This is a genomic window from Alterinioella sp. B-7 (assembly GCF_056857775.1).
In genome coordinates this window covers 70334-82720 of sequence record NZ_JBSXNT010000024.1, presented here as the reverse complement: position 1 = coordinate 82720, position 12387 = coordinate 70334, and the positions used below count along the sequence as shown (strand labels likewise).

The following is a 12387-nucleotide window of genomic DNA, read 5'->3' as shown; positions in this document are numbered from 1 at the left end:
CATGACCCGCAGCGATGTCCTGCACATCCTGGATGGAACCGGGCCGCGCTTTGGCAAATCCGTGGCGCTGGCGCTGAACGGGTTGATCCTCTTGTCGGCCGCCACGATCGCGGTCGAGACCATGCCGGGCCTGCCCGCCCCGCTGCGATCCGCCCTCTTCTGGCTGGAGGTCGCGATCCTGGCGATCTTCGCGGTCGAATATATGGTCCGCGTGATCTGTGCGCCCCGGCCCTGGCGCTACATCTTCAGTTTCTGGGGGCTGGTCGACCTGCTGGCCGTGCTGCCCGCACTGGTCTTGCTGCAACCGCAATGGGCCTCGGTCCGGGTGTTCCGGCTGATCCGCCTGGTGCGTCTGCTGAAACTGTTCCGCACCTCGCTGGCGCTGAACCGGATGCGCCGGGCTGTACGCTCGGTGCGCGGCGAATTGACGGTCCTGGGCGTGATGGCGGCGATGGTGCTCTATGTCGCCGCCGTGGGCATCTACATTTTCGAACACCAGGCACAACCCGAGGTCTTTTCCTCGATCCCCATGGCGCTCTGGTGGGCCGTCGCATCCTTGACCACTGTCGGCTATGGGGACATGGTTCCGCTGACAGTGGGAGGGCGGATTTTCACAACACTGGTTCTTTTCGTGGGCCTCGGCATCGTGGCCGGTCCCGCGGCGATCATCACGGCGGCCCTGCTCGAATCCGATCTGGAGGATGCAGGGCTGGAGCTTTCGGAAACGCATGAAGACAACGATGACAACAAGGGAGATGTCACATGAAGACAACCACAACACTCCTCGCCGGGGCGGCGCTTGCGCTTGGCCTGGCGGGCGGCGCGATGGCGCAGGACGAGCCGCTTCAGGTCGGCTTTGTCTATGTCGGCTCGATCGGCGATCTGGGCTGGACCTATGAGCATGACCAGGGCCGCCTCGCGGTCGAGGAGTATTTCGGCGACGCGGTCGAGACCACCTATGTCGAGAACGTGCCGGAAGGCGCCGACGCCGAACGCGTGATGACGCAGATGGCGCTGTCGGGGGCCGACCTGATCTTTACCACCTCGTTCGGCTACATGGAGCCCACCAACAACGTCGCGGCCCGGTTCCCGGACGTGATGTTCGAGCACGCCACCGGCTATCTGCGCAATTCGCCCAACGTCTCGACCTATGCCGCGCGCTTCTATGAGGGCCGCGCCGTGATGGGCCATATCGCGGGGAACATGACGGAAAGCAACGTCATCGGCTATATCGGCTCCTACCCGATCCCCGAGGTGATCCGGGGCATCAACTCGGCCTATCTGCACGCGGCCGAAGTGAACCCGGATGTCGAGTTCCGCGTGATCTGGGCCTATACCTGGTTCGATCCGGCGGTCGAGGCCGAGGCCGCGCAGGCGCTGATCGACCAGGGTGCCGACGTGATCTTGCAGCACACGGATTCGACCGCACCGATGACCGTGTTGGCCGAGGCGGGCGCCATCGGCTTCGGGCAGGCCTCCGACATGGGGCAGTTCGCGCCGACGCCGCGCGTCTCCTCGATCATCGACAACTGGGCCCCCTATTACATCGAGCGGGTGCAGGCGGTGATGGATGGCACCTGGGAAAGCAGCGATGTCTGGGGCGGCATCGACAGCGGCATGGTGGAAATCGGCGAAATATCCGACGCGATCCCCGAAGAGGTGCGCGCCTCGGCGCAGGTACTGGCCGACAGCATCGAGGATGGCAGCTACCACCCCTTCACCGGCCCGATCAACCGGCAGGACGGCTCGGTCTGGCTGGCCGAGGGCGAAACCGCCGATGACGGCACCCTCCTGGGCATGGATTTCTATGTCGAGGGCATGACCGGCGACGTGCCGAACTAAGCCCGGCAGCACAGAGACAGCGAGAGGCCCGCCCTGACCCGGCGGGCCTCTTTTCGTTTCGACGCTGCTCCTCGCCTTCAGCTCCTCGCCGCGCCTCGATTCATGCCGGGGTCGGTCAGACACAATGGAACCGGCGATGAGCCGGATACCCCGTTTCGACGACGTCACCATTGCCGATCTCTACCGCGACCCGCAGGCGATCTGCACGCGGTTGAGGCATGAGGCGCCCGTCGCGCATATCCCCGCGACGGGCCGGGTCTTCATCACCCGAGCCGCCGACCTGCGCCACATCAAGGAAAGCCCCGACCTCTTCGCGAGCCGAGGACACCACCACCCCCGCCGACCGTAGCTTCCAGGCCACCACGATGATGCGCAAGGACGGCGCGCTGGCCCCCGGCCTGTCGGCGGGGAATGTCGCGGATGAGCGTGGCCGAGGTGCTGCTGCCCGCGCTACTGGATCGCTTTCCCGACATGGCGCTGATCGACGCAGGCGCCGTCAGATGGCACGGCTTCACCTTTCGCGGCCCCCTCGCCTTGCCCGTCCGCTTCTGACATGCCATGCCTTCGCGCATGAGCACGGATTTCCTCATCATCGGCGGCGGCATCGCGGGCATCTCGACCGCCGCGCGGCTGTCTCATCTCGGCTCGGTCCAGGTGCTGGAGGGCGAGGAGGCGCTGGCCTATCACGCTTCGGGCCGGTCGGCGGCGCTGTTCGAGCCCTCCTATGGCAACGCTCCGACCGTGGCCCTCAACCGCGCCTCGGCCGCGTATCTGCAGGGGGCCAATGGCGGCGTGCTGTCCCCACGCGGGCTGATGTTCCTGGCGGGACCGGGCGAAGAGGCGGGCCTTGAGGCCGACATCAAGGCGATGGACCTGACGCCGATGAGCCTTGCGGACGCGCGGGCGATGGTGCCAATCCTGGATACGGCCTACCTCACGGGGGCCGCCTATCACGCCAGCGCCTGGGACATCGACACCGACCTGATGGTGCAGAATTTCGCGCGCGAGGCACGGGGCAATGGCGCGGTGATCACGACGAAGGCGCGGGTCACCGGCATCGCGCGGGGTGGCTCCGGCTGGCAGGTCGATACCGCATCGGACAGCTACAGCTCCCGCATCCTGGTCAATGCGGGCGGTGCTTGGGCCGATCACATCGCCAGCATGGCGGGCGTCGCCCCCATCGGCATTACGCCGCTGCGCCGCTCGATGGCGCGCCTGCCTGCCCCTGGCGGCCATGATGTCGGCGGCTGGCCGATGCTGATCGGCGCGGGCGAGACCTGGTATGCCAAGCCCGACGCGGGCAAGTGGCTGGTTTCCCCTGCCGAGGAAGACCCGGTGGAAACGCCCCACGATGCCTGGGCCGATGACATGGTGCTGGCCGAGGGGATCGCCCGCTATCAGCCCTATGTCACCGAAGAGGTAACGCGGGTCGAGACCTCCTGGGCGGGCCTGCGCAGTTTCGCGCCCGACCGGACGCTGGTGCTTGGTCCTGCCGTGGACGCCGGTGATTTCATCTGGGTTGCGGCGCAGGGCGGCTATGGGTTCCAGACCGCGCCCGCAGCCAGCCAGTTGATCGCGGACCTGATCGCGGACCGCAGGCCCGAACTCCCCGCCGGGATCGTCGCCGCCCTCAGCCCCGCGCGCTTCGCATGACCCGCGCGCCCATCCACCCCGACCGACCCGATGCAGAGGAGGATGGCCGCCTGCGCGCGCCCGCAACGGCGCGCAATATGGGGCCGATCCTCGATGTCCTGCTGAGCCATGCCCCCCGCGAGGGACGCGCGCTGGAGATCGCGGCGGGAACCGGCGAACATGCCGTGGCCTTTGCCCGTGCCTTTCCGGGCCTCGACTGGCAGCCCAGTGATATTGACGAGACCCGGCTTGCCTCGATCGCGGCTTGGGCGCGGGCCGAGGGGCCGGAAACCCTTCGCGCCCCGATCTACATGGATGCCACAAGACCCGGATGGGCCGAGGATCACGGTCCCGTCGAGATGATCCTGGCTGTCAACCTGCTGCACCTGATCTCCAAGCGCGAGGCCGAGACCTTGCTGTCCGAGATCGCCCGCGCGCTGGCCCACGGCGGCGCGGGTTTCCTCTACGGTCCGTTCCTGCGCGACGGCGCGACCACCAGCGCGGGCGACGCGCAGTTTCACGCCAGCCTTCAGGCGCAGGACGCGCAGATCGGTTACAAGGACCTCGCCTGGGTCGTTGACAGGCTGTCTCCGCTGGTCGTCACCGCCCAGGAGATGCCCGCCAACAACCTGATGCTGATCGCACGCCAGGCGGATCGGGGCGGCTGACCGCCAAGGTTTTCCTTCCCAAGGGGCCCCCAAACATGCTGATCTGAGGCGGATTTTGGAAACCGACCGGGGGGTCATTCATGTCCATTCTTCGTTTGTTGCAACAGGCCCAGGGCGGGCAAGGCATCGACCAGCTGGCCGAGCAACTGGGGATCGACCGCGATCAGGCCAACCAGTTGACGGGCATGCTGGCCCCGGCCATCGGCTCGGCAGCCAACAGGCGGGTGCAATCGGGCGGCATGGCCGATCTGCTCGGCGCGCTGCGCGGCGAGGCGCAGGCACGGAATTTCGACGACGCCGCACTTGCGGCCAGCGAGGAGGGGCGCGAACAGGGACGCGATTTCCTGTCCGCGCTGCTTGGCGGCCGCGATCAGGCCGACGAATTGGCCAGTGAAGCCGCGACACGCGCGGGCGTCGATAGCGGCACCGTGCAGCAATTCCTGCCTGCCCTTGCCGCAATGGTGCAGGGCGGCTTGCAGCGCCAGGTGCCCGACAGCTCGATCGACGCGATGGAGACCGAGGATCAGGGTGGCGGGCTGATCGGGCTTGTCGGCGGATTGCTCGGCGGCGGCGGTGGGGGCGGCGCGAACGCGTTGTCACGGATGCTGGACGCCGATGGCGACGGATCGGCGCTGGATGACATCTTGGGGCGGTTTATCCGGTAGAAGTATCGACGCGCTACGCGCGCCGACCGATGCGAGGGGCGCTGCCCCTCGCGCTCCCCGAGGTATTTTTCGCAAAATGAAAGGGGTTATCCGTCCTTGCGGATCGCCGCGTTGGTCGGGTCATAGGGGCTGTCCTGCGCGATCTCGGCCTCCCAGAGCCGGTCGAACATCTTGACCTTCAGCCGAGTTCCGGGCTCTGCCAGATCGGGGCGGACATAGCCCATGCCGATGGATTTGCCGAAAGCGACGGAATAGCCGCCCGAGGTCAGCCGACCCACCTTGGTGTCGCCGTCATATAGCGCCTCGCGGCCCCAGGGGTCGGCATCCTCCGGCCCGTCGATCAGCAGTGTCACGCATTTGGCGCGCACGCCCGTGTCCAGCATCGCCTGCTTGCCGTGATAGTCCTTGTCCATATCGACGAAGCGCGGCAGGTCGGCCTCGAGCGGGGTCGCGTCGCGGCCAAGCTCATTGCCGAAGGCGCGGTAGCTCTTCTCCTGCCTGAGCCAGTTCTGCGCCCGCGCGCCGACCAGCTTCATGCCATGCTTCGCGCCCGCGGTCTCCAGCAGGTCAAAGAGGTAGTTCTGCATCTCGATCGGATGGTGCAACTCCCACCCCAACTCGCCGGTATAGGCGACGCGGATGGCGTTGACGGGGCACATGCCAAGCTCGATCTTGCGGGCCGAGAGCCACGGGAAGCGCTTGTTTGACAGCACCGTGTCGGGGTCGGCATCCTTGACCACCTCGCGCAGCACATCGCGCGATTTGGGACCGGCAATGGCGAAGACGCCCCATTGCGTGGTGACATCCTGGATCTCGATATAGCCGAACTCGCCCATCTTGTCGGCGGCTGCCTTGCGCAGGAAATCGGCGTCATATTCCGTCCAGGCCCCGGCGGAGACGAGGTAATAGCTGTCCTCGCCATTGCGCACGATGGTGTATTCGGTGCGCGTCGTGCCATGCGCGGTCAGGGCGTAGGTCAGGTTGATCCGCCCCACCTTGGGCAGCTTGTTGCAGGTGAACCAGTCGAGGAACCGCGTGGCCCCCGGCCCCTTGACGACATGCTTGGTGAAGGCGGTCGCGTCGATCAGGCCCACACCTTCGCGGATCGCTTTCGCCTCGTCGACCGCGTATTGCCACCAATCGCCGCGCCGGAAGGACCGCGCGTCGTGGTCGAACGTCTCGGGCGCATCGAGGGGCCCGTAATAGTTGGGCCGTTCCCACCCGTTGACGAAGCCGAACTGCGCGCCGCGCGCTTTCTGGCGGTCATAGGCGGGGGCGGTGCGCAGGGGGCGGCAGGCGGGGCGTTCCTCATCGGGGTGGTGCAGGATGTAGACGTGGTCGTAGCATTCCTCGTTCTTGCGGGCGGCGAACTCGGTGGTCATCCAGCTTTGGCTGTAGCGCTTGGGGTCGAGCGAGGCCATGTCGATCTCGGCCTCGCCATCGACCATCATCTGCGCCAGGTAATAGCCCGTTCCACCCGCCGCCGTGATGCCGAAGGAGAACCCCTCCGCCAGCCACATGTTGCGCAGGCCGGGCGCGGGGCCGACCAGCGGGTTGCCGTCGGGCGTGTAGCAGATCGGGCCGTTGAAATCGTCCTTGAGGCCGCTTTCCTCACAGGACGGGATGCGGTGGATCATCGCCATGTATTGGTCTTCGATCCGCTCCAGGTCGAGCGGGAAGAGGTCGGCGCGGAAGCTGTCGGGGACGCCATGTTCAAAGACCGCCGGAGCATTTTTCTCATAGACGCCGAGAATCCAGCCGCCGCGCTCCTCGCGCACGTAGGATTGCGCGTCGGCGTCGCGGATGACGGGGTGTTCCTTGCCGCCTTGCTGGCGGTACTCGACCAGCGCCGGATCCTTGTCCATGACGATGAACTGGTGCTCGACCGGAATCGCGGGGATCTTGATGCCGAGCTTCTTCGCCGTGCTCTGCGCGTGGTTGCCGCTGGCGGTCACGACGTGTTCGGCGGTGATCACGATCTGCTCGTCGGAGGGCACCAGGTTGCCGCCCTTCTCCACCATTTTCGTGCAAGTCACCTCCCAGGCCTCGCCGGTCCAGTGGAAGGCATCGGCCTGCCATTTGCGCTCGATCGCGACGCCGCGCTGGCGGGCACCCTTGGCCATGGCCTGGGTCACATCGGCGGGGTTGATGTAGCCGTCCGTGTGGTGATAGAGCGCGCCTTTCAGGTCTTCCGTATTGATCAGGGGCCAACGCTGCTTGATCTCGTCGGGGGTCAGCCACTGATACGGCACCTCGCAGGTTTCGGCGGTCGAGGCGTAGAGCATGTATTCATCCATCCGCGCATCGGTCTGCGCCATGCGAAGGTTGCCTACCACGGCGAAGCCCGCGTTGAGGCCGGTTTCCGCCTCCAGCGATTTGTAGAAATCGACCGAGTATTTGTGGATATGGGTGGTGGCGAAGCTCATGTTGAAAAGCGGCAGGAGGCCCGCCGCGTGCCAGGTCGAGCCGGAGGTCAGCTCATCGCGTTCCAGCAGCATCACATCCTCCCAACCGGCCTTGGCCAGGTGATAGGCGATGGAGGTTCCGACGGCACCGCCGCCGACGACAAGGGCTTTGACCTGGGTTTTCATGGGGAACGGACTCCGCGCGTCTGATTTGTTGCGGCCAATCTGGCGAAATTCGCGCCGGGGTGACAGGTTGACCCGACCTGATAGCGCACATTTCCGACGCGGGTGTCAGAAATTCCTGACAGGTTTGTCAGCTTTTCGCATGCGCCCGCGTGCGGCGGACCCCAGACCGGCGAGGAGGCAGGCGAAGGCAATGAGGAGGGGGAGGAGGAGGAGGCGCGTCACGGTCCCGAAATTCTTCCTTCACGAATTTCGGGACCTGAAGAAAATTCGTGAATTTTCTTCGTCACAGCATATTCGGCACGACCAGATCGGGCGGCCTGTGCCCATCGGCGAAAGTCTTGATGTTGATCAGAACCTTCTCGCCCATCTCGACCCGGCCCTCGACCGTGGCCGAGCCCATATGCGGCAGCAGCACCACATTTTCCAACTCACGCAGGCGCGGGTTCACGTCCTTGCCGTGTTCGAACACATCCAAGCCAGCCCCCGCGATCTCGCCCGCGCGCAGCATCCGCGTGAGGGCGTTCTCGTCGATGACCTCACCGCGCGAGGTGTTCACGATGACCGCCGAGGGCTTCATCAGCTTCAGCCGCCGCGCGTTCATCAGGTGGAAGGTCGACGGCGTATGCGGGCAGTTGATCGACAGCACATCGACGCGCGCGATCATCTGGTCGAGGCTTTCCCAATAGGTCGCCTCCAACTCGGCCTCGATATCCTCATGCAAGCGGCGGCGGTTGTGGTAATGCACCTGCATCCCGAAAACCGCGGCGCGGCGGGCGACGGCCTGCCCGATCCGGCCCATGCCGAGGATGCCCAGACGCTTGCCGCCGATGCGCCCGCCCATGAAGGCCGTGGGGGCCCATCCGGTCCAGCGGCCCGCCTGCATCGTGGCCAGCCCCTCGGGGATGCGGCGGGTGACGGCCAGCAGCAGCGCCATGGTCATGTCGGCGGTGTCTTCCGTCACCACGCCCGGCGTGTTCGAGACCAGGATGCCGCGCTGGCGGGCGGTGTGCACGTCGATATGATCCACGCCAGCGCCGTAATTGGCGATCAGTTTCAGCTTTTCGCCCGCCTGGCCCAGAAGCCCTGCGTCGATCGTATCGGTCACGCAAGGAACAAGGATATCGGCCCGACGCGTCGCGGCGACCAGTTCATCGCGGCTCATCGGGGTGTCGTCGCTGCGCAACTCGACATCGAAGAGTTCCGACATCCGGGTTTCAACGGCTTCGGGCAACCGTCGCGTTACGACAACACTCAGCTTCTGACCTGGCATCACATGCATCCTTTGCTGGCTTTGCTGCCCTTTCCGTGACACTCTCTTATCCGCGCCCGCGCCGCAAGGCATCGCCGCGCGGGCGCGACAAAAACACCAACGAGGCCGCAACAAACGCGGCCCATGAGACGGGCAGACAACCACATGAAACGCATCTGGGCGGGCCTCGTCCTGGCTTTGGCACTGTCACTTGGCGCGGACCCGGTTCCGGCGCAGGATCAGGCCGTCGGACCCGTCACCGGCTTTCCCCTGCCGCGCTACGTCTCGATCCGGGCCCCCGAGGCCCATGCCCGGCGCGGACCGTCGCGCAGTCACCGCATCGACTGGGTATTCCAGCGCCGCAACATCCCGATGCAGATCGTCGCCGAATATGGCAATTGGCGGCGCGTGATCGACCGCGACGGGGCTGGCGGCTGGATGCATTACTCGCTGCTTTCGGGCGTGCGCACGGCGATTGTCGAGGTCGACATGCTGGAATTGCGCCAGCGTCCCGACCCCGACTCCCCGGTGCGCGCGCAGGCCGAGCTTGGCGTCATCGCCTTTGTCGAGGAGTGCGCCGACGACTGGTGCCGACTGGACGTGGGCGGGCATAGCGGATGGGTGCCGATCACGACGCTCTGGGGCGTCGATCCGGGCGAGGAATTCGACTGACCGCGCCCCGCGCCGCGTCTCCAGCCCCTACGGGCTGTCCGCGCTGAGCCCGCGCCCGTCCAGCAGCGCCCCGACCCCCGGCATCCGCCCCCGGAACGCGGTGTAGAGCGCATCGGCCTCGGCGCTGCCGCCCGCCGACAGGATGAAGCGTTCCAGCCTGGCCGCCGTGTCCGCATCGAACGGATCGCCCGCCTCCTCGAAGGCCCGGTAGGCGTCGGCATCCATCACCTCGGACCACATGTAGCTGTAATAGCCCGAGGAATAGCCGTCGCCTGAAAACACATGTGCGAAATGCGGCGTCGCGTGGCGCATGACGATGGCATCGGGCATCTTGATCCGGGCAAGCGTCTCGGCCTCGGCCGCCATCGGATCGGCGGGTGCGGGGCCGTCGTGAAAATCGAGATCGACCAGCGCCGAGGCGATGAACTCCACGGTCTGAAACCCCATGTCATAGGTCTGCGCGGCCAACAGCCGCTGCAACAGGTCGCGCGGCATTGGCTGGCCGGTCTCGACATGCAGCGCGTGTTTCTCCAGCACCTCCGGCACGTCCAGCCAGTGTTCATAGAGCTGGCTCGGCAATTCGACGAAATCGCGCGCCACCGAGGTGCCGGAAATGGATTGATAGGTCACATCCGACAGCATCTGGTGCAGCGCGTGGCCGAATTCATGGAACAGCGTGCGCGCATCGTCATGCGACAGGAGCGCCGGGTCGCCCTTGGCGAAATTGCAGACATTGACCACGATGGGCCGGGTCTCGCCATCCAGCTTCGACTGCGACCGCATCGCCGAACACCACGCGCCCGAGCGCTTCGAGCCGCGCGCGAAATAATCGCCGAGGAAGACGGCCATGTGGCGGCCCTCCCGCGTCACCTCCCAGGCGCGGACATCCGGGTGATAGAGGGGCACATCGAGCGGCGTGAAGTCCAACCCGAAGAGGCGGCTTGCGCAATCGAAGGCCGCCGCGATCATGCGCTCGAGTTGGAAATAGGGCTTGAGCTCCGCCTCATCCAGATCGTGCTCGACCTTGCGCCTTGCTTGCGCGTAGTAGCGCCAGTCCCAGGGCGCGAGGTCGCCGTTGATCCCGTCTTCACGCATCATTCCGGTGAGGATCCCGGCATCCCGTTCGACCTGCGCGCGGGCCGGTTCCCAGACCTGCATCAGCAACTCGCGGACATTGCCCGGCGTCTTTGCCATCTCGGTTTCCAGCTTGTAGGTGGCGAAACTCTCATACCCCAGAAGCTGCGCCCGCTCCTGGCGCAAGGCCAGTATCTCCGCCGCGATGGCGCGGTTGTCTGTGTCGCCGCCATTGGCCCCGCGGGCCGCCCATGCCTTCTGCGCCTTCTCGCGCAAGTCCCGGCGGGGGCTGAATTGCAGGAACGGCACAATCAGCGAGCGCGACAGCGTGATCACCGGCCCCGCCGCGCCCTTTTCCCTGCCTGCCGCCCGCGCCGCATCGACGACGAAACCGGGCAGGCCCTCGAGATCGCCCTCGGCCAGCTCCATGAACCAGCCGCGTTCCTCGGCCAGCAGGTTCTGGGTGAACTGCGTGCCAAGCACCGCCAGCCGCGCCTTCACCTCGGTCAGCCGCGCGCGATCCTCACCTTCCAGCGCCGCGCCCGCGCGCAGGAAAGACCGGCGGGTCAGCATCAGCACCCGGGCCTGCTCCTCGGTCAGGCCGAGCGCCTCGCGGCTCTGCCAGAGCGTCTCGATCCGGCGCCACAGGGCGCGATTATTGGTGATCTCGGAGGAATAGGCCGCCAGCTTCGGCGCCATCTCGCGCTGCAACGCCTCGCGGGCCGGGGTCGCATCGGCCCCGGCGAGGTTATAGAACACGCCCGCGACCCGATCCAGAAGCCGGTCGGCACACTCCAGCGCCTCGAGCGTATTGGCGAATGTGGGCGCCTCGGGATCCTCCGCAATCGCGGCGATATTGCGCCGCCCTTCCGCCAGGGCCGCCTCCAGCGCGGGTCCGAAATCGGTGTCCTCGATCCCATCGAAGGGCGGCAGACCGAACGGCGTGGTCCAGTCCTGCAAGAGCGGGTTGGTCATATACGATCTCCTCTGTTGGCGCCTAGATAGACCTTCACATCCGCAACCGCCATGCCCCGCTAACCCCCGATTAAGGTTAACGCGCGCCTGCCCCCATCTTCTTGGTCCAAATACTCAAAATCCGACCCAAGCCACAGGCACCGCACCCACAAGCCCTGGCACGCCCCTACCCGTCCGGCCTCTGCCGCATCCGTTTCTCGAACCGGCGCAGGACCAGCGACAGGGTGATGGTCATCGTCAGGTAGATCAGGGCGACCACGTTATAGGTCTCGAAATAGCGGAAGTTGCCCGCCGCCGTGACCTTGCCCAGTTGCGTGATGTCCAGCACACCCAGAACCGAGACCAGGCTGCTATCCTTGACCATCGCCACGAAATCATTGCCCAGGGGCGGCAGGATGGTGCGGATCGCCTGCGGAAAGACGATATGGCGAAACCGGTTCCAGCGGTTCAGTCCAAGCGCCTCGGCGGCCTCGATCTGGCCCGCGTCCACCGATTGCAACCCGGCGCGGAACACCTCGGCCAGGAAGGCGGAATAGCCGATGGACAGCGCCAGGATCGCCCGCCAGAGCAGGTTGAAATCGCGGGTGCGGATGGGGTCGGCCCCGACGCTTTCCGCGCCCCAGTTCCACAGCGCGACCAGCGCCGGGGCCAGCACGAAGGCGACATAGAGCAGCAGAACGAGGATCGGGATGCCGCGGATGATCTCGACATAGAAGCGCGAGACCTGGCGCAGGATCAGAGACCGCGACAGCGCCGCCAGCGCCAGCAGGAGCCCAAGCGCGGCGGCCAGCGCAAAGCCCACCAGCGTCACGAAAACCGTCGTCACGATCCCGCGCCTCAGCGTGGACAGAACCTGGGTATAGAGGTCGTCCGACAGGATCTGCCAATAGGCAAAGCCGCCAAGGGCCACCACCGCCAGCAGCCACCAGGGGAAATCCTTGTCCGGCGCGGATGCCGCCATGATCGTCGCCCTCCATGCGAAAGCCCGGCCACTCGCAGGGGTGGCCGGGCCGCAAACA

12 protein-coding genes are annotated in these 12387 nt (G+C 66.1%); 8 read left to right on the top strand and 4 right to left on the bottom strand.

The window, feature by feature from the left end:
- The first annotated feature begins 1 nt into the window (after position 1).
- The 7 genes from AC13C7_RS05150 to AC13C7_RS05120 all read left to right on the top strand — a co-directional run bounded on the left by AC13C7_RS05150 (position 2) and on the right by AC13C7_RS05120 (position 4807).
- Complete coding sequence (locus AC13C7_RS05150; protein WP_482866810.1) at positions 2-766, top strand: ion transporter; 765 nt, start codon at positions 2-4, stop codon at positions 764-766.
- The gene (locus AC13C7_RS05145) at positions 763-1842 is read left to right on the top strand and encodes a BMP family ABC transporter substrate-binding protein (protein WP_482866809.1); all 1080 of its coding nucleotides are present in this window, start codon (positions 763-765) and stop codon (positions 1840-1842) included. The genes AC13C7_RS05150 and AC13C7_RS05145 overlap by 4 nt, the downstream gene beginning before the upstream one ends.
- A 136-nt stretch (positions 1843-1978) precedes the next feature.
- The gene (locus AC13C7_RS05140; protein WP_482866808.1) at positions 1979-2191 is read left to right on the top strand and encodes a hypothetical protein; all 213 of its coding nucleotides are present in this window, start codon (positions 1979-1981) and stop codon (positions 2189-2191) included.
- Between the two features lie 71 nt (positions 2192-2262).
- Complete coding sequence (locus tag AC13C7_RS05135; RefSeq protein WP_482866807.1) at positions 2263-2394, top strand: hypothetical protein; 132 nt, start codon at positions 2263-2265, stop codon at positions 2392-2394.
- Positions 2395-2412: 18 nt separating this feature from the next.
- Positions 2413-3495 (top strand): NAD(P)/FAD-dependent oxidoreductase, encoded by a 1083-nt coding sequence (locus AC13C7_RS05130; RefSeq protein WP_482866806.1) that lies wholly within the window; start codon positions 2413-2415, stop codon positions 3493-3495.
- On the top strand, positions 3492-4142 hold the full coding sequence (locus AC13C7_RS05125; RefSeq protein WP_482866805.1) for a DUF938 domain-containing protein: 651 nt from the start codon (positions 3492-3494) through the stop codon (positions 4140-4142). Before AC13C7_RS05130 ends, AC13C7_RS05125 begins: the two co-directional genes overlap by 4 nt.
- Positions 4143-4222: 80 nt before the next feature.
- Positions 4223-4807: a DUF937 domain-containing protein gene (locus AC13C7_RS05120; RefSeq protein WP_482866804.1), complete on the top strand. Its 585-nt coding sequence runs from the start codon at positions 4223-4225 to the stop codon at positions 4805-4807.
- A gap of 86 nt (positions 4808-4893) precedes the next feature.
- Here AC13C7_RS05120 and AC13C7_RS05115 read toward each other — a convergent pair whose 3' ends face one another.
- Positions 4894-7398: a GcvT family protein gene (locus tag AC13C7_RS05115; protein WP_482866803.1), complete on the bottom strand. Its 2505-nt coding sequence runs from the start codon at positions 7396-7398 to the stop codon at positions 4894-4896.
- Positions 7399-7681: 283 nt separating this feature from the next.
- Positions 7682-8668, bottom strand: a complete 987-nt coding sequence (locus AC13C7_RS05110; protein ID WP_172319605.1) for a 2-hydroxyacid dehydrogenase — start codon at positions 8666-8668, stop codon at positions 7682-7684.
- A 144-nt stretch (positions 8669-8812) separates the two neighbouring features.
- Between AC13C7_RS05110 and AC13C7_RS05105 the strand changes: the two genes are divergently transcribed.
- Positions 8813-9319, top strand: coding sequence for an SH3 domain-containing protein (locus AC13C7_RS05105; RefSeq protein WP_172319604.1), 507 nt, complete (start codon positions 8813-8815; stop codon positions 9317-9319).
- 27 nt (positions 9320-9346) lie between these two features.
- Here the strand turns inward: AC13C7_RS05105 and AC13C7_RS05100 are convergent, their stop codons facing one another.
- Positions 9347-11368 carry a M3 family metallopeptidase gene (locus AC13C7_RS05100; RefSeq protein ID WP_482866802.1) on the bottom strand — a complete coding sequence of 674 codons (2022 nt, stop codon included), beginning with the start codon at positions 11366-11368 and terminating at the stop codon, positions 9347-9349.
- 166 nt (positions 11369-11534) lie between these two features.
- Positions 11535-12329 (bottom strand): amino acid ABC transporter permease, encoded by a 795-nt coding sequence (locus AC13C7_RS05095; RefSeq protein ID WP_172319602.1) that lies wholly within the window; start codon positions 12327-12329, stop codon positions 11535-11537.
- Positions 12330-12387: the final 58 nt, after the last annotated feature.

Excerpts from the sequence above, each read along its gene's own strand:
- AC13C7_RS05145 (WP_482866809.1), top strand. The coding sequence starts at position 763 with ATGAAGACAACCACAACACTCCTCGCCGGGGCGGCGCTTGCGCTTGGC.
- AC13C7_RS05135 (WP_482866807.1), top strand. The coding sequence starts at position 2,263 with ATGAGCGTGGCCGAGGTGCTGCTGCCCGCGCTACTGGATCGCTTTCCC.
- AC13C7_RS05150 (WP_482866810.1), top strand. The coding sequence starts at position 2 with ATGACCCGCAGCGATGTCCTGCACATCCTGGATGGAACCGGGCCGCGC.
- AC13C7_RS05120 (WP_482866804.1), top strand. The coding sequence starts at position 4,223 with ATGTCCATTCTTCGTTTGTTGCAACAGGCCCAGGGCGGGCAAGGCATC.
- AC13C7_RS05125 (WP_482866805.1), top strand. The coding sequence starts at position 3,492 with ATGACCCGCGCGCCCATCCACCCCGACCGACCCGATGCAGAGGAGGAT.
- AC13C7_RS05110 (WP_172319605.1), bottom strand. The coding sequence starts at position 8,668 with ATGCCAGGTCAGAAGCTGAGTGTTGTCGTAACGCGACGGTTGCCCGAA.
- AC13C7_RS05095 (WP_172319602.1), bottom strand. The coding sequence starts at position 12,329 with ATGGCGGCATCCGCGCCGGACAAGGATTTCCCCTGGTGGCTGCTGGCG.
- AC13C7_RS05140 (WP_482866808.1), top strand. The coding sequence starts at position 1,979 with ATGAGCCGGATACCCCGTTTCGACGACGTCACCATTGCCGATCTCTAC.
- AC13C7_RS05130 (WP_482866806.1), top strand. The coding sequence starts at position 2,413 with ATGAGCACGGATTTCCTCATCATCGGCGGCGGCATCGCGGGCATCTCG.
- AC13C7_RS05115 (WP_482866803.1), bottom strand. The coding sequence starts at position 7,398 with ATGAAAACCCAGGTCAAAGCCCTTGTCGTCGGCGGCGGTGCCGTCGGA.
- AC13C7_RS05100 (WP_482866802.1), bottom strand. The coding sequence starts at position 11,368 with ATGACCAACCCGCTCTTGCAGGACTGGACCACGCCGTTCGGTCTGCCG.
- AC13C7_RS05105 (WP_172319604.1), top strand. The coding sequence starts at position 8,813 with ATGAAACGCATCTGGGCGGGCCTCGTCCTGGCTTTGGCACTGTCACTT.